At 71.1% G+C, this 15,951-nt stretch carries 17 protein-coding genes; 7 read left to right on the top strand and 10 right to left on the bottom strand.

Annotated elements, in window-relative coordinates; genetic code table 11:
* Window positions 1-17 precede the first annotated feature (17 nt).
* Together ACWGO0_RS12020 and ACWGO0_RS12015 are read right to left on the bottom strand one after the other, a co-directional pair.
* The gene (locus ACWGO0_RS12020) at window positions 18-740 is read right to left on the bottom strand and encodes a response regulator (RefSeq protein ID WP_453531940.1); all 723 of its coding nucleotides are present in this window, start codon (window positions 738-740) and stop codon (window positions 18-20) included.
* Complete coding sequence (locus tag ACWGO0_RS12015; RefSeq protein ID WP_453531937.1) at window positions 737-1,954, bottom strand: sensor histidine kinase; 1,218 nt, start codon at window positions 1,952-1,954, stop codon at window positions 737-739. The genes ACWGO0_RS12020 and ACWGO0_RS12015 overlap by 4 nt, the downstream gene beginning before the upstream one ends.
* A 146-nt stretch (window positions 1,955-2,100) precedes the next feature.
* On the opposite strand from ACWGO0_RS12015, the gene ACWGO0_RS12010 reads away from it, so the two are divergent.
* Window positions 2,101-2,304 carry a hypothetical protein gene (locus tag ACWGO0_RS12010; protein ID WP_453531934.1) on the top strand — a complete coding sequence of 68 codons (204 nt, stop codon included), beginning with the start codon at window positions 2,101-2,103 and terminating at the stop codon, window positions 2,302-2,304.
* Here the strand turns inward: ACWGO0_RS12010 and ACWGO0_RS12005 are convergent.
* Window positions 2,294-3,223 (bottom strand): DMT family transporter, encoded by a 930-nt coding sequence (locus ACWGO0_RS12005; RefSeq protein WP_453531931.1) that lies wholly within the window; start codon window positions 3,221-3,223, stop codon window positions 2,294-2,296. The two genes, ACWGO0_RS12010 and ACWGO0_RS12005, sit on opposite strands and share 11 nt — an antisense overlap.
* A 207-nt stretch (window positions 3,224-3,430) precedes the next feature.
* Window positions 3,431-4,054, bottom strand: coding sequence for a dihydrofolate reductase family protein (locus tag ACWGO0_RS12000; RefSeq protein ID WP_453531928.1), 624 nt, complete (start codon window positions 4,052-4,054; stop codon window positions 3,431-3,433).
* Window positions 4,055-4,259: 205 nt separating this feature from the next.
* On the opposite strand from ACWGO0_RS12000, the gene ACWGO0_RS11995 reads away from it, so the two are divergent.
* Window positions 4,260-4,997 (top strand): SDR family NAD(P)-dependent oxidoreductase, encoded by a 738-nt coding sequence (locus ACWGO0_RS11995; RefSeq protein WP_453531925.1) that lies wholly within the window; start codon window positions 4,260-4,262, stop codon window positions 4,995-4,997.
* A 27-nt stretch (window positions 4,998-5,024) separates the two neighbouring features.
* Here ACWGO0_RS11995 and ACWGO0_RS11990 read toward each other — a convergent pair whose 3' ends face one another.
* From ACWGO0_RS11990 to allB, 3 genes are all read right to left on the bottom strand, one after another.
* Window positions 5,025-5,354: a putative quinol monooxygenase gene (locus ACWGO0_RS11990; RefSeq protein ID WP_453531922.1), complete on the bottom strand. Its 330-nt coding sequence runs from the start codon at window positions 5,352-5,354 to the stop codon at window positions 5,025-5,027.
* Window positions 5,355-5,455: 101 nt separating this feature from the next.
* The gene (gene alc, locus ACWGO0_RS11985; RefSeq protein ID WP_453531919.1) at window positions 5,456-6,571 is read right to left on the bottom strand and encodes an allantoicase; all 1,116 of its coding nucleotides are present in this window, start codon (window positions 6,569-6,571) and stop codon (window positions 5,456-5,458) included.
* Between the two features lie 2 nt (window positions 6,572-6,573).
* A complete protein-coding gene (gene allB / locus ACWGO0_RS11980; protein ID WP_453531916.1) occupies window positions 6,574-7,917 on the bottom strand; it encodes an allantoinase AllB in 1,344 nt (447 codons plus the stop codon).
* A gap of 327 nt (window positions 7,918-8,244) precedes the next feature.
* On the opposite strand from allB, the gene ACWGO0_RS11975 reads away from it, so the two are divergent.
* Window positions 8,245-9,045, top strand: a complete 801-nt coding sequence (locus ACWGO0_RS11975) for an IclR family transcriptional regulator (RefSeq protein WP_453531913.1) — start codon at window positions 8,245-8,247, stop codon at window positions 9,043-9,045.
* Window positions 9,046-9,108: 63 nt separating this feature from the next.
* Here the strand turns inward: ACWGO0_RS11975 and ACWGO0_RS11970 are convergent, their stop codons facing one another.
* Both ACWGO0_RS11970 and ACWGO0_RS11965 read right to left on the bottom strand, forming a co-directional pair.
* Window positions 9,109-9,795 (bottom strand): ABC transporter ATP-binding protein, encoded by a 687-nt coding sequence (locus ACWGO0_RS11970; RefSeq protein ID WP_453531910.1) that lies wholly within the window; start codon window positions 9,793-9,795, stop codon window positions 9,109-9,111.
* The gene (locus ACWGO0_RS11965) at window positions 9,792-10,889 is read right to left on the bottom strand and encodes an ABC transporter permease (RefSeq protein WP_453531907.1); all 1,098 of its coding nucleotides are present in this window, start codon (window positions 10,887-10,889) and stop codon (window positions 9,792-9,794) included. Before ACWGO0_RS11965 ends, ACWGO0_RS11970 begins: the two co-directional genes overlap by 4 nt.
* Before the next feature lie 110 nt (window positions 10,890-10,999).
* On the opposite strand from ACWGO0_RS11965, the gene ACWGO0_RS11960 reads away from it, so the two are divergent.
* Window positions 11,000-12,196: a sensor histidine kinase gene (locus ACWGO0_RS11960; protein WP_453531904.1), complete on the top strand. Its 1,197-nt coding sequence runs from the start codon at window positions 11,000-11,002 to the stop codon at window positions 12,194-12,196.
* The gene (locus ACWGO0_RS11955) at window positions 12,193-12,825 is read left to right on the top strand and encodes a response regulator (RefSeq protein ID WP_453531901.1); all 633 of its coding nucleotides are present in this window, start codon (window positions 12,193-12,195) and stop codon (window positions 12,823-12,825) included. The genes ACWGO0_RS11960 and ACWGO0_RS11955 overlap by 4 nt, the downstream gene beginning before the upstream one ends.
* Window positions 12,826-12,880: 55 nt before the next feature.
* Here the strand turns inward: ACWGO0_RS11955 and ACWGO0_RS11950 are convergent, their stop codons facing one another.
* Complete coding sequence (locus ACWGO0_RS11950) at window positions 12,881-13,195, bottom strand: DUF5955 family protein (RefSeq protein WP_453531898.1); 315 nt, start codon at window positions 13,193-13,195, stop codon at window positions 12,881-12,883.
* A gap of 190 nt (window positions 13,196-13,385) precedes the next feature.
* Between ACWGO0_RS11950 and ACWGO0_RS11945 the strand changes: the two genes are divergently transcribed.
* Together ACWGO0_RS11945 and aceB are read left to right on the top strand one after the other, a co-directional pair.
* Entirely contained in the window at window positions 13,386-13,991 is a 606-nt protein-coding gene (locus tag ACWGO0_RS11945) for a nucleotidyltransferase family protein (protein WP_453531895.1), read from the top strand.
* Between the two features lie 254 nt (window positions 13,992-14,245).
* On the top strand, window positions 14,246-15,865 hold the full coding sequence (gene aceB / locus ACWGO0_RS11940; protein WP_453531892.1) for a malate synthase A: 1,620 nt from the start codon (window positions 14,246-14,248) through the stop codon (window positions 15,863-15,865).
* Window positions 15,866-15,951 lie beyond the last annotated feature (86 nt).

Genomic DNA, 15,951 nt, shown 5'->3' with positions numbered 1-15,951 from the left:
CTTCCGGTCCGGTCGGTTCAGCCTATGCCGCCGCCCCCGCCGCCGTCCTCGTCGAGCAGCCCGGCATCGTGCACCAACAGCGCGATCTGGACACGGTTGTTGAGACCGAGCTTCGCGAGGATGCGGGAGACGTGTGTCTTCACCGTCGCCACGCTCAGATACAGCGCGCCGGCGATCTCCGCGTTGGAAGCGCCACGTCCGACCGCGAGCGCCACAGCCCGTTCACGCTCGGCGAGCTCGGCGAACCGCCCCCGCGCCCGGTCGGAGCGGCCGGCCCGGTCGTCCGGTGCGCCGCCCGCCGCGCGGGCCATGAGCTGACGGGTGACGGCCGGTGAGAGGACCGGGTCACCGGCGGCGACGCGTCGCACGGACTCGACGATCTGGGCGGGCGGGGTGTCTTTCAGGACAAATCCCGCGGCCCCGGCGCGGATGGCGCGCAGCACCTGCTCATCGGCGTGGAACGTGGTGAGGACGACGACTTCGGGGGCGTCGGGGCGGCGGCGTACGGCCTCGGTCGCGCTCAGCCCGTCCATGCCCGGCATACGGATGTCCATCAGCACCACATCGGGGCGCAGCCGCTCGACGAGGCCCTCGACCTCGGTGCCGTCGGCGCCCTCCCCCACGATGTCGATGGAGTCGGCGCCGCCGAGCATCAGCTTGAGCCCCGTCCGTACCAGCGGGTCGTCGTCGACGATGAGCAGCCGGACCGGTTGCGCCGCCGGGGGCGTCGGGGTGTTCATGGCGCCCACGGTAGCCAGGCCGTGACGCCGAACCCGCCATCGGGTTCGGGGCCGTGGTCCAGGTGGCCTCCCGCGAGCGTGGCGCGTTCGGTCAGGCCGATGAGTCCCTGGCCGGACCCGGGGACCCGCTCGAAGGGTTCGGTGGGGGCCGGGTTGCGGGCCTCGATCGTGAGCCCGTCGCCGGGACCGCCGGTCAGGGTGAGGGTGAACTCGGTGCCCGGTGCGTGTTTACGGGCGTTGGTGAGGCACTCCTGGGCGATGCGGTAGACGGTGCGGCCGAGGGCGGCGGGGGCGGCTGCCGGGTCGGCGACGCGGTTGTCCAGGGTGACCTTCATGCCGGCGAGCCGGGACTCTGCGATCAGGGCGTCCAGGCTGAGGAGGGTGGGCTGCGGCCGGTCGTTCTCGTCGCCTTCGCCGGGGGCGCGCAGGACACCGATGATCTCCCGGAGGTCCTGGAGCGCCTCGTGGGCGCTGTCCCGGATGACTCCGGCGGCCCGGGCGACCTCGGCCGGGGGTGCGTCCGGGCGGAATTCCAGGGCCCCGGCGTGGACGCTGAGGAGCGTCAGCCGGTGGGCGAGTACGTCGTGCATCTCGCGGGCGATGGCCTCGCGGGCCAGGCGCTGGGCCTGCTCGGCGCGGAGCTCGGCCTCGGCCTCCGCCCGGTGGGCCCGCTCGCGGAGGCTGAGAACGAGCTGGCGTCCGGACCGTACGACCATGCCCCAGCTGATGACCAGCAGGACGAGCAGCACACCGATGATGGTGGAGACGATGAAGGAGGTGCTCGGGTCGGGGCGCAGGAGCGGTTGCAGCGGTGCGACGGCGAGGGCGAGGGCGCCGACGATCGCGACCGGCTTGAACGGCCGGTGCACGGCCAGGCTGAACAGCGAGACGAGCAGGGGGCCGGCCGCCACCGGTTCGACGATGCCGACGAGGGTGAGCGTCACTGCGAGCCCGACGGGCCAGCGCCTGCGGACCCAGAGCGCGCAGCAGGCCGCGGCGCCGATCAGCGAGTCGACGAACACGACTCCGTCGGGGGTGCTCTGGTCGGCGTCGATCGCGTCGGCGGCGAGCATGCCGACGGCCGCGGCGCAGAGGAAGGCCGTGATGTCGACGGCCCAGTCCCGCGCGGTGCGGCGCATCCGGCCCCGGTCGCCCGGCAGCTCGGGGTCTGCCATCGCCGAGGGCTGCAGCCAGCGGTACTCCGTACGCGTCATATCGACAAAGCTACGCAGGCGGGAGGCCGGGAACGGGCTCCGAGCCCGGGGAAGCGACCAAAGTCGTACCACCCGAAGACTTTCGGCGCAGCCTCGCAGACCGGTGGCCGACGCAGCCGCCGGGCCGTACGCACCAGGCTCGGATCATGAAGAAATTCGTCGAGTCGATCGGGTTCATCGTCTGCCTGCAGGGCGCCGCGGGGCTGCTGCACGAGTGGACGGGCTGGTTCCGGCTCTGGGCCGTGGTGCGGCGGTTCGACTTCCTGGACGGGCACGGGATGTTCGTCAACATCGTGCTGGTGGTGACGGGCGTCGCCGTGATGATCGCGGCGGACCGGATCAGGACGTGACGGCAGCGCTGTCCGCGCTACGACGCCCCCACGCGGTGCCCGCGAGCACGAGCCCCGCGCCCAGCACCCCCAGGGCGCCGAGCCGCTCCCCGCCGATCGCGATGCCCACCGCGGCGGCCCACAGGGGTTCCGTACCGAGCAGCAGGCTGACCCGGGACGGCGAGGTGCGGCGTACGGACCACATCTGCACGAAGAACGCGAAGAGCGTGCAGAAGACGGAGAGGAAGATCAGCCCTGCCCATTCCCGGACCCCGAAGTCCGCGGCGACGGTCCAGGGCGAGGCGCCGGTGCCGGGAAGGGCCGCGAGTACGGCGAAGACGGCGACGGCACTGCCGAGCTGGACCGTGGTCAGGGAGAGCGAGTCGGCTTCCTGGACGGACTTGATCCGGGCCATCAGGAGGACATGGACGGTACGCGCGAGGGCGGCCAGCAGCATCAGGACATCGCCCGTCGAGGGGCTGGTGAAGCCGCCGCCCTGGGTGAGGAGGAGCACCCCGGCCACCGAGAGCCCGGCCGCGGCGAGGAAGGCCGCGGGCGGCCTGATCCTGGTCACCGCGGCCTCGGCGAGCGGGGTGAAGATCATTGTGAGGCTGATGATGAGCCCGGCGTTGGTAGCCGAGGTGTGGACGACGCCGTACGTCTCCAGCAGGAAGATGCCGCTGAGCACGAGCCCGAGCACCCCGGCACCGCGCCACTGCGCCGCGCTCAGCGCGCGCAGCCTGCGCCATCCGGCGACCACCAGGACGGGGAGCACGATCGCGAACCGCAGCACGAGGACCGCGATGACGGTGTGGGTCGTCGTGATGCCCTTGGCGGCGAGATAGCTGGCGCCCCAGACGACGGCGACCAGCAGTACGGGCAGATCGGTCAGCCAGGCGCGGCGCGGCGGGGCGAGAGCGGGCACGGCGATCGAGGACACCTGGGCTCCTGGTTCTCCACAACAGAACGATGTGGAGACCTCGCTGGCTCGCACGCGGAACGATCACCGTACCGGGCGGTTACGCCGACGGGAACACCCGTCTCAGGGGGCGGCGGGCCCGCGGCGTGCCGGCTCCATGATCCAGTCGGTCAGCACCTCCGGTGCGGAGCGCCAAGATCCGCCGGACACTCCCTGGGGCCCGACTGCTCACTCGTCGAGGGCGAACGTTCCGAACTCGGCCCGTCCTGTGGGCCGGTAGGTGTGGATCGCGATGCCGCTGGACGTGGTCCTGGACGCGGTGAGCTCGAAGCCGGTGGGCAGGCCGCCGTCCGGGAAGAGCCGCCTGCCGTGGCCGAGGAGGACCGGGAAGACCAGCAGGTTGTACTCGTCGATCAGGTCGTGCGCCATCAGGGAACCGGCCAGCATGCCGCTGCCGTGGATCTGGAGCTCGCCGCCCTGCGTCCGCTCCTTCAGGCGTGCCACCTCTGCCGGGACATCGCCGGTGACGACGGTCGTGTTCGCCCACTCCGGCTGCCACGACGTCGTGGACACGACGTGCTTGGGATACGCGTTGAGGGGGCCCGCGATCGGGTCCTCGGGGTCGGTGACCTTGGGCCAGTAGCCCGCGAAGATGTCGTAGGTGCGTCGCCCCAGGAGGAACGCCCCGCACCGGCCGAAGACCTCGGTCATGAACTGCCCCATGCCCTCGTCCGCGAAGGGCACGACCCAGCCGCCGTACTCGAATCCGCCGGTGCGGTCCTCGTCGGGCCCGCCGGGGGCCTGCATGACGCCGTCCAGGGACATGAAGGTGGTGAGGGTCAGTTTCGTCATGGCTCCGCTCTCCTTCGGGAGTCCGCCGGACCGCCGGCCGGTCCGCGCTCGCACTCCTTCTGACCCCACTGTCACCCGTAACTCATCGGTCCACCCGGCGTGCGTGGTGGGTGTCCGTTTCCCGCCGGTGTCCACGGCTCCGGACGGCTTTCCTTGACCTTGTCGCCAGCACGGCGGCGCTTACCGAGTGGCAAGGAATCCCGATATGACCAGCAGCAACAGGACCGCACTCGTCACCGGCGGCAGCCGGGGCATAGGGGCGGCCACCGCCCTCCGGCTGGCGCAGGACGGTGTGGACGTGGCCCTGACCTACGTCGAGGACGAGGCGGGTGCGCAGGCCGTCGTCCGCAAGATCGAGGGGTACGGCCGCCGGGCGGTCGCCCTGCGTGCGGACGCCGCCGACGCCGCGTCGCCCGCGGCTGCCGTGAACGAGGCGGCCGACGCCCTCGGCCGCCTCGACATCCTCGTCAACAACGCCGGAATCGGCGTCCTGGGCCCCATCTCCTCGCTCACCGACTCCGATGTCGACCGGGTCCTGGCCGTGAACGTACGGGCCGTGTTCCTGGCCTGCCGCGCGGCGGCCGGCCGGATGAGCGACGGGGGGCGCATCATCTCCGTCGGTACGGCCCTGAGCAGGTACGCGGGCGGCCCCGGCGGCACGCTCTACGCGATGAGCAAGTCCGCTCTGTCGGGTCTCACCAAGCCGCTCGCCCGCGAGCTGGGCCCGCGCGGCATCACGGTGAACCTGATCCAGCCGGGTCCTGTGAACACCGACCTCAACCCGGCCGACGGGCCGTACGCCGCGGGTCAGCGCGCGGCCACCGCGCTGGACCGGTTCGGCACGACGGACGAGATCGCTTCCCTGATCTCCTACCTGGCGAGCGGCGACGCCGCCTACATCACCGGTACGGAGGTGGTGGTGGACGGCGGCCACGCCGCGTAACCCCACGAGGCGGGTGCGCAGGGGCCGTCAGCGGTTGCGGGGCGTGACCTCGGCCATGCGGCCCCAGCCCTCGCCCGGCACCTCTACGTTGATGATCTCGGGCACCTCGGACACCAGCTCGGACATCGTGTCCATCGCCGCCGCGAAGTGAGCGGACTTCACGTGCGCCTCGCCCGCCTCCGCCGAGGCGAAGGCTTCGAGAAGGACGAACTGGTCCGGGTTCTCGACGCTGTACGACCACTCGAAGAAGACGTTTCCGGGCTCCTTGCGGGTGGCCAGGGTGAAGTCGTCGACGGCCGGGAGCCAGTTGTCCCGTTCGGCGCTGCGCACGGTGAATTTGACGGCGATGAAGATCATGGCAACTCCTGGTCGGGACGTCCGGCGGGTCCCCATTCAAGCCCGTTCGTCCATGGAGGACAAAACGGCACCCGAAGGACCGGGGGCCCGCCGGACGTGTCTCAGCCGCCCAGTTCGCGGTGGCGTGCGGAGAGCGCCGCCGCCCCTTCCGGGGTCAGCGAACCGAAGAGCCGGAGCCGTGAGATACCGCCGTCCGGGAAGATGTCGATCCGGACATGGGTGGAGACGACGGCCTCCGGCAGGACGAAGCGGTGGTTGGTGTCGGGCTGGAGCCGGGTCCGGGGCAGGATCTCGGCCCAGTCGCCGGTTTCCCCGTCCCGCACCGAGAGCGTCGCCCAGCCGGCCGAGTTGCCCTTGAGGTAGGCGGTGTCGATCTCGACGGCCCGGATCTCCGACTGCGCGGCCAGCCGGTAGCGGATCCAGTCGTTGCCCTTGTCGCGGCGACGCCTGGTCTCCCAGCCGTCGTCCATCTTGCGGGAGCGGCCGGGCTGGATGGTGTTGGTGGCCGGGGAGTAGAAGCGGTCGGACGCGTCCTCGACCTGCGTGCCGTTCTCCAGGGCCGCGAGGTCGAAGGTGCCGAGCGCGGCCAGCCAGGCGGGGTCGGGGGCCACTTCTCCGTACACGCGCAGCCGGGCTATTCCGCCGTCCGGGTGCTGGTTGACCCGCAGGTGCGTGAAGCGCTGCTCGGCGTCGACGGCGAAGCCGTTCGCCGCGTGGCCGCCGACGGCCGTGCGGGGGACGAGCGTTGTCCACTTCACGTCGGGCGCGAGCAGTTCGGCGGGTGACGGGGAGCCGGGAAGGCAGACCGCCTGGACGGAGACCGCCTGCGGGTAGTTCCCGCGGAAGTGCGCGGTGTCGAGGACCAGTCCGCGTACGACGCCGGGCGCCCCGAGCCGGACGAGCGCCCAGTCGTGGTCCTCGTCGGTGGGGTGCGGTTCATCGGCGCTCGCACCGCGGCGACGGCGGGTCTCCCAGCCGTCCATGATCTTGCCCTTGTGGCCGAAGTGCTCGGGGTCGAACTCGGCGGGCCCGGGCTTCAGAAGGTTCTCGCGCTCGGCGAAGAACTCGTCGTTGGCGGCGATCACCCCGGCGCCGAGACGGCGGTCGGCGAGGTCGACGAGGTGGGCGAAGGGGAAGTCCGCGGTGCGGTAGTCCGCGTACGGATCGCCGCCCCCGTACGGACTCGCGTCACCGGTGAAGTGCGGGATCGCCGTCATGGTCAGGAGTTCCTTTCGAGGAGGCGGCCGGTGGCTTCGGTCAGGACGCCGTCGGCCGCGATCCGTACGCCGCGCAGCCAGGTGGACTTCACGACGCCGTGCAGGGTCTTGCCCGCGTAGGCGGTGACCTGGTTGCGGTGGAAGAGCTCGGCCGGGTCGACGGTGAAGGTCTCGTCGGGGGCGAGAACGGCGAAGTCGGCGTCGCGGCCGGCCTCGATGGCACCCTTGCGGGTCAGTCCGGCAAGGGCGGCGGGGGCGGCGGACATCCAGCGGACGACGTCGTCGAGCGAGTGGCCGCGCCTGCGCGCCTCGGTCCAGATGGCGGGGAGGCCGAGCTGGAGGGAGGAGATGCCGCCCCACGCGGAGGCGAAGTCCGGCGTCTTGAGGTCGGTGGTGCAGGGCGAGTGGTCGGAGACGATGCAGTCGATCGTGCCGTCGGCGAGCCCCTGCCACAGCACGTCCTGGTTGGCGGCTTCCCGGATGGGCGGGCAGCACTTGAACTCCGTTGCCCCGTCCGGGACTTCCTCGGCGGTGAGGGTGAGGAAGTGCGGGCAGGACTCCACGGTGATGCGGACGCCCTCGCGCTTGGCGGCGGCGATCAGCGGCAGCGCGTCGCTGGACGACAGGTGCAGCACGTGCACGCGGGCGTTCAGCCGCTTGGCGTGGGCGATGAGGCCCTCGATCGCGGTGTTCTCCGCGTCGCGCGGGCGGGAGGCGAGGAAGTCGGCGTACGCCGGTCCGCTGCGCTGCGGGGCGGCCTCCAGGTGGTGCGGGTCCTCGGCGTGCACGATCAGGAGTCCGCCGAACCCCGAGATCTCGGCCATGGAGCGGGCCAGCTGCTCCTGGTCCAGCTCCGGGAACTCCTCGACGCCCGAAGGCGACAGGAAGCACTTGAAGCCGAAGACCCCGGCCTCGTACAGCGGACGCAGATCCTTGGTGTTGGACGGGATCGCACCGCCCCAGAAGCCGGTGTCGACGTGCGCCTTGGGTGCGGCGACCTGCTGCTTGGTACGGAGGTTGTCGACGGTCGTGGTCGGCGGGAGGGAGTTGAGCGGCATGTCGAGGAGGGTGGTGATGCCGCCCGCCGCGGCGGCGCGGGTGGCGGTGTAGAAGCCCTCCCACTCGGTGCGGCCCGGGTCGTTCACATGGACATGGGTGTCCACGAGGCCGGGGAGCAGGACGTCGTCCCCGAAGTCCTCAAGCCGGGCACCCTCGGGCACCTCGGCGTCGTAAGGAAGGACGGCGTCGATCGTCCCGTCGGCGACGGCGACCGTCGCGGGGCGCGTCCCCTCCGTAGTGACGACGCGCGTCGAGCGCAGTACCAGGTTCACGTCCGCACCGGACACCCGTGCTCCTCACCTTGTGGTTTCAACGAACTGTTGAAGGAGTCTTCATCGGGGATTCTTCCTCGTCAAGACCCTCACTGTCCTCGCCGGACAGCAAGCCGGCCACCCGCCGAGGCGATTGGACGTTTCCACGAAGTAAAAGAGTAATTTCGTAGAGCGGAATGTAGCATGGACCAGGAGGGACCTCGGGCGACCGCCCCACCCACCTGCGGCACCGGGACAAAACAGCCCCTGACCGGCAAGGACGCCGCCCCCGGGGCAGTGGGCCGATCGGGAACCGCCCGGTAGGCTGCTGCCTTGCTGTTCCGCTTCGAAAGGACCGTTGACGTGCCGCCGTCCGACGCCAGCACATCCGACTCCAAGCCCGCCGGCCCCAGCGGCGGTGTGCAGTCCCTTGAACGCGCCTTCGATCTGCTGGAACGGATGGCGGACGCCGGGGGCGAGGTCGGGCTGAGTGAGCTCTCCGCGAGCAGCGGACTGCCGTTGCCGACCATTCACCGGCTGATGCGCACACTCGTCGTGTGCGGCTACGTCCGCCAGCAGCCCAACCGCCGCTACGCGCTCGGCCCGCGCCTCATCCGGCTCGGCGAGTCCGCGTCCCGGCTGCTCGGCACCTGGGCCCGCCCGTACCTCCAGCGCCTGGTCGAGGAGACCGGCGAGACGGCGAACATGGCCCTGCTGGACGGCGACGAGATCGTGTACGTCGCCCAGGTGCCGTCGAAGCACTCGATGCGCATGTTCACCGAGGTGGGCCGCCGGGTCCTCCCCCACTCCACGGGCGTGGGCAAGGCGCTCCTCGCGCACACTCCGGCCGACGAGGTACGCGCGCTGCTCGCCCGGACGGGCATGCCGGCCGCGACCGAGAAGACGATCACCACCCCGGACGGTTTCCTCGACGCGCTCGACCTGGTGCGCAGGTCGGGGTACGCGGTGGACGACAACGAGCAGGAGATCGGGGTCCGCTGCCTGGCGGTCTCCGTACCCAACTCCCCCACGTCGGCCGCGATCTCGATCTCGGGTCCTGCGGGGCGGGTGACGGAGACGGCGACGGAACGGATCGTGCCGATTCTCCAGCAGGTCGCGAAGGAGCTCTCCGAGGCGCTGGCGAGCAGCGGCGCCACAAGCTGAGGCTGTGTCCTGCAATCGCCGGGCGGGCTTGATCTCACGCCCGCCCGGCGATTGCAGGACAGGTCACGCCACGCGGTCCGCAGCCGGCGACAGCCGTCCGTCCTCCATCACCATCACCCGGTCCATCCGGTCCAGATGGGCCCGGTCGTGCGTGACCATCACCGTCGCCGTCGACCGCTCCCTGGTCAGCGTGACCAGCAGATCCAGCACCGCCGCCCCCCGCTCGTGATCGAGCGCGCTCGTCGGCTCGTCGACCAGCAGGACCGCCGGGTCGTTCATCAGGGCCCGCGCGATGTTGATCCGCTGGCGCTGACCGCCCGACAGCTGGTGCGGCCGGCGGTCCGCCTTGTCGGCGAGCCCCACCGCGTCGAGCAGTTCGAGCGCACGGCCGCGGGCCGCCCGTGCCGCTCTGCCCGACAGATGGGTCATCACCTGAAGCTGCTCGGCGGCGGTCAGCGACGGCAGCAGGTTCGGCTGCTGGAAGACGATGCCGATGCGCTCGCGGCGCAGGGCCGCCTTGTCAGCGGGGCCGAGCCCGGCGGTCTGCGTACCGGCCACCACCACCCGCCCCTCATCGGGCGTGACCAGTGTGGCCGCCACCGACAGCAGGCTGGACTTCCCGGAACCGGACGGTCCGACGACCGCGGTGAGCGAGCCCTCGGGGACGTCGAGCGAGACCCGGTCGAGTGCGGTGAGCCGGCCGTCGCCGTCGGGGTAGGTGAGGGTGACATCTGCGAGGGTGAGGGTCATCGGGCACTCCCGAGTGCGGTGAGCGGGTCGACGGCGGTGATCCGCCGTATGGACAGGGCCGCCCCCAGCGCGCCGAGGGCGATCATCACGGCCGCCGGTACGAGGACGGTCGCCGCGTCGAGGACGAACGGCACGGCGCCGCCGCTGATCAGGGCGCCGATGCCCGCGGCGAGGGCGGTGCCCACCCCCGTACCGATGGCGAGCATGACCACGGCCTGGCCGAGCGCGTCCCTCAGCAGATACGGGGTGGAGGCGCCCAGCGCCTTCAGAACGGCGACATCGCCGCTGCGCTGGATCGTCCATACGGTGAAGAAGGCGCCGATGACCAGGGCGGAGATGGCGAAGAGGAAGCCGCGCATCAGCTGGAGCGAGCCGTTCTCGGCCTGGTAGGAGCCGATCGCGGTGAGGGAATCGTCGAGGGTGGACGTGCTGGTGCCCGCAGCCGCGTCACCGGCCGCCAGGTCGGCCTCGCCGGTGGTGGTCAGGGCGATGACGGTGGCCTGTTCCCGCCCCTGACCCTGCTCCTGACCCTGCTCCTGACCCTGCTCCTGCCAGTCGTCCAGGGAGGTCCACACGACCGGCGTATGACTGTAGGAGGCATCGCCCGCGACGGCGGCGACGGTCAGTTCTACGCTGCCGAGCCGCACCCGGTCACCGGCCGCTGCCCCCAGATCCTCCGCGGCCTGCTCCGACAGCACCGCCTTCCCCGGCCGAACCCCTTCAGGTGCGAGCCCCCCGTCCGGCTCGACACCGAACGCAGAGACGCCGGCCGTACGGTCCCCCGTGACCACGGCCGCGTTGAGCGTCCGGATGCCGAGGGGCTCGGCGGCGGCGACGCCCGGCTGCTCCGCCCAGGTCTGCCAGGCGCGCTCCTCGACGGTCGAATTGGTGAAGGACACCGACTGGCCGTCGGGCGGGGCGGCGAACGCGATGCGGTCGGCGTTCAGCCCCGTGACGGCCGAGGTGTTCTCCCTGGCCAGACCGGCCGTGAGACCGGACAGCAGACCCACGAGCAGCGTGATCAGCACCACGACCGTGCCCATCAGCGCGAACCGGCCCCTGGCGAACCGCAGATCTCTCCATGCGACAAACATGTATCCAGACTCACGCGGCGGACCTGCGGAAACATCGCGCGGCGGAGGGGCCCGACCTCAACCTTTCGATTGACCTGCGATCCGGCCGCCGCGTCTACGCTGGACGGACCATGGATTCGCGTTCGCACACACCTGTCACCGCCACGCTGCGGCTCTGCCTGCACGCCCTGCTGGTGGGGCTGCTGGCGCTCGTCGCGGTGCGCGCGGTCAGTGACGGCGCCGCGCGCGGCACGGCGGTCCTCGTCATGACGGGTGTGATGGCAGCGGTCTACGCCGCAGGCGCCCTGACCCCCGCCGTCCAGCCGCAGAACCGGGCCGCGGCCGTCTGGCTGGGCGCGCTCGGCGCGGTCTGGCTTGCGCTGCTCGCGCTCTCGCCCGACGCCCTGTGGGTGGCGTTCCCGCTCTACTTCCTCCAGTTGCATCTGCTGCCGATGCGTTGGGCGCTGCCGGCCGTGGTGGCGACCGCGGCTGCCGCGATCACCAGTTTCGTACTGCATGGCCAGGAGGTCACGCCCGGCACGTTCATCGGTCCGCTGCTCGGCGCGGCCGTGGCGGTGGCGACGGTGCTCGGGTACGACGCGCTGTTCCGGGAGAGCGAGCGGCGCCGCGAGCTGATCGAGGAACTGGTCGCCACCCGGGAGGAACTGGCCGTCGCGGAACGCACCGCTGGGACGCTCGCCGAAAGGGAACGGCTGGCCCGCGAGATCCACGACACCCTGGCGCAGGGCCTCTCCAGCATTCAGCTGCTGCTGCGGGCGGCCGAGCGCTCGCTGCCCGCCGACGGCACCGCCACCGCCCATGTCCGCCAGGCCCGCGAGGCCGCCCAGGACAATCTGGCCGAGGCCCGCCGTTTCGTACGCGCCCTGACCCCGCCCGACCTGGAGCACGGCTCGCTGGCCGCCGCTCTGGAACGCCTCCGCGCCCGCACCACGTCCCCCGCCCTCACCGTGCAGTTCGCGGTCAGCGGCACCCCGGTGGAGCTGCCCACTCCGTACGAGGTGGCGTTGCTCCGTACCGCACAGTCGGCGCTGGCCAACGCCGTGCAGCACGCCGGGGCGGGGCGGGCGGAGATCACCCTCAGCTTCATGGACACCTCGGTGTCGCTGGACGTCGTGGACGACGGCTGCGGCTTCGAACCGGGCGCCCGGTCCGGCCCGGCCTCCGGCAACGGTGGTTTCGGACTGCCCGCGATGCGGTCCAGGGCCCGTTCGCTGGGCGGCACCCTGAGTGTCGAGTCCGCCCCGGGCCAGGGCACCGCGGTCGCGGTGACCATGCCGCTCCCGCACCCCACGGAGGACGCCGCGTGAACACGCCGATCAGCCTGTTGCTGGCCGACGACCATCCGGTCGTACGGGCGGGGCTGCGCGCCGTACTCGACACGGAACCGGATTTCCGGGTCGCGGCGGAGGCGGCGACCGCCGAGGAGGCCGTGGCCCTTGCCGCGACCGGCGCGTTCGACGTGGTCCTGATGGACCTCCAGTTCGGCGCGGGCATGCACGGCTCGGAGGCGACGGCCGCGATCACCGCGGCACCGGACGCGCCCCGGGTGCTGATCCTCACCACGTACGACTCCGACGCCGACATCCTGGCGGCGGTGGAGGCGGGCGCGAGCGGCTATCTGCTCAAGGACGCGCCGCCGGAGGAACTGGCCGCCGCGGTCCGTACGGCGGCGGCCGGCCGCTCGGCGCTGGCCCCGGCGGTCGCCCACCGGCTGATGGACCGGATGCGGACGCCTTCGGAGGCACTGACCAAGCGTGAGCTGGAAGTGCTCCAGCTCGTGGGAGAGGGCCTGTCGAACCAGCAGATCAGCAAGCGGCTGTTCCTGAGCCAGGCGACGGTGAAGTCCCACCTGGTGCACATCTACGCCAAGCTGGGTGTGGATTCGCGCACCTCGGCGGTCGCGACGGCGACGGCACGGCGCCTGATCCGCCGCTGACGCTCCCCCTTGTACGTGGTTCAGCTTGTACGCGGTTCAGCGGCTTGTACGCGGTTCAGCGGCGCGGCGGCTCCCCGAACAGGTCCACCGCGATCCGTACCTCCCGGAGCCCGGGAGCCAGTGCGCTGACCGAGCCGATCGCCCCCGCGATCAGCAGCAGCGAGCGGCGCAGCCTGGGAATCTCCGGGGCACCGCTGATCGCCATGGCGTCCAGCGCCGCCAGCTCGTCCTCGGCGATCCCGCGGTCCGGGAACTCCGCGGGATGTCCGGCCAGTTCACGGCGGAGCCTGGAGACGGCCGTACGCAACTCCGTCACTCTCGGGTCCTCACCGCTTCCGGCCACCCGCTTCTGCCCCACGCTTCGCAACAAAGCACTCCCCCTCGCACGCCTTTGTGCCGGTGTTTCGACCAGACCCCGGACCGTGGTCAAGTGCCCGGGGTTGTCCGCAAGTTAACGCCATCGAAGGTGGCGTGCGCCACTCCGTGGACAGAATTCATGGTTACCCCTGCGGGTGACGTGTCTTTCGCCTGTGCGAACGGCGCGGTGGTATCCAGGGCGCATGTCTCCTCCATCAGAGAACCCGGTGATCGCCGGTCTCCTGCTTGCCGCAGGTGGCGGCCGTCGGCTCGGCGGCCGGCCGAAGGCGCTCCTGGAACACCGCGGCCGTCCACTGGTCGAGCACGCCGTACGAGTGCTGCGCGACGGGGGCTGCGACCCGGTCCATGTGGTGCTTGGCGCGGCGGCCGAAGAGGTGCGGTCCCGGTCCAACCTCTCCGGGTGCACGGTGACCGTCAACCCGAGGTGGGAACAGGGCATGGGCTCCTCGCTCAGGGCCGGCCTCGATTCGCTCTCCGCCACCGGCGCGGACGCGGCGCTCGTCCTCCTGGTCGACCAGCCGGGCATCGGGGCGGATGCGGTGTCCCGGGTGCGGTCGGCGTACCGCTCGCGGTCGAGCCTCGTCGCGGCCTCGTACGACGGGGAACGCGGCCATCCGGTGCTGTTCGGCGCCGAGCGCTGGGCGGACATCGCGGGGGCCGCGGTCGGTGATCAGGGGGCGCGGACGTATCTGCGGGCGCATCGCGATGCGATCACGCTCGTCGAGTGTTCCGATGTGGCTCAGGCGTACGACATCGACACGGTGGAGGATCTGACGCACCTCGAATGACTCGGACGAACGGACCGTGGCGGCCCTGGCACGCTGCGCCAGCAGCCGCCCACATCTGTCGACCCGGAGAATCTCGACATCAACAAACCATTGAACTTCCACCATGAGGAAACTACTATCCACTGGTCAGAAGCCCTCTGAACCCCAGACGGCGCCCATTGCCGTATCTCGGAGCCCTGGCACGCCGTGCCATTTCTGGCGACCCGGCGGCCGTGAGAGGCCGCTCGCACCGCCCGCTGAAGGAGTGACAGCTCATGTCCGCACCAGCGCCGTCCACGCTGGCCATTGTCGATGCCGAGCCCCTGCCCCGGCAGGATGAGGTCCTGACCCCCGCGGCCCTCGCGTTCGTGGCCGAACTGCACCGGCAGTTCACGCCCCGCCGTGACGAGCTGCTCGCCCGCCGGGGCGAGCGCCGTGCCGAGATCGCCCGCACCTCCACTCTCGACTTCCTCCCGGAGACCGCACAGATCCGCGAGGACGACTCCTGGAAGGTCGCGCCGGCCCCGGCCGCGCTCAACGACCGCCGGGTGGAGATCACCGGTCCGACCGACCGCAAGATGACCATCAACGCCCTGAACTCGGGCGCCAGGGTCTGGCTCGCCGACTTCGAGGACGCGTCCGCCCCCACGTGGGAGAACGTGATCCTCGGCCAGCTCAATCTGACCGCCGCCTACAACCGTACGATCGACTTCACCGACCCCGGCTCGGGCAAGTCCTACGCCCTCAAGCCCGCAGCCGAGCTCGCGACGGTCGTCATGCGCCCCCGCGGCTGGCACCTGAACGAGCGTCACCTCCAGGTCGAGGGCACCCCGGTGCCCGGCGCGCTGGTCGACTTCGGCCTCTACTTCTTCCACAACGCCCAGCGCCTGATCGAGCTCGGCAAGGGCCCGTACTTCTACCTCCCGAAGACGGAGTCGCACCTGGAGGCCCGCCTCTGGAACGACATCTTCGTCTTCGCCCAGGACTACGTCGGCATCCCGCAGGGCACGGTCCGCGCGACCGTCCTGATCGAGACGATCACCGCGGCGTACGAGATGGAGGAGATCCTGTACGAGCTCCGCGACCACGCCTCCGGGCTGAACGCGGGCCGCTGGGACTACCTCTTCTCCATCGTCAAGAACTTCCGTGACGGCGGCGCCAAGTTCGTACTGCCCGACCGCAACCTCGTCACGATGACGGCCCCGTTCATGCGCGCCTACACCGAACTCCTGGTCCGCACGTGCCACAAGCGCGGCGCCCACGCGATCGGCGGCATGGCGGCCTTCATCCCCTCGCGCCGCGACGCCGAGGTCAACAAGGTCGCCTTCGAGAAGGTCAAGGCGGACAAGGACCGCGAGGCGGCCGACGGCTTCGACGGCTCCTGGGTCGCCCACCCCGACCTCGTCCCGATCGCCATGGCCTCCTTCGACGCGGTCCTCGGCAAGAAGCCGAACCAGAAGGAACGCCTGCGCGAGGACGTCTCCGTGGCGCCCGGCGACCTGATCGCCATCGACACGCTGGACGCCAAGCCCACGTACGAGGGCCTGCAGAACGCCGTCGCCGTCGGCATCCGCTACATCGAGGCATGGCTGCGCGGCATGGGCGCCGTCGCCATCTTCAACCTGATGGAGGACGCGGCCACCGCCGAGATCTCGCGCTCGCAGATCTGGCAGTGGATCAACGCGGACGTGATCTTCGAGAACGGCGAGCACGCCACGGCGGACCTGGCCCGCAAGGTCGCCGCCGAGGAACTGACCGCGATCCGCGCCGAGATCGGCGAGGAGACGTTCACTGCGGGCAAGTGGCAGCAGGCCCACGACCTCCTGCTCCAGGTCTCCCTGGACCAGGACTACGCGGACTTCCTGACCCTGCCGGCGTACGAGCAGCTGCGCTGACCCTCTCGCTTGCACGACTGCCCCGGTGGTCCGCCCCCGGTACCGAACAGGTACCGGGGGCGGACCGTATCCGCCGATGAGCGTGA

The sequence above is a fragment of the Streptomyces sp. NPDC055749 genome (assembly GCF_053617235.1).
The sequence above is the reverse complement of the archived record's forward strand: the minus strand, read 5'-3'. Positions and strand labels throughout refer to the sequence as shown.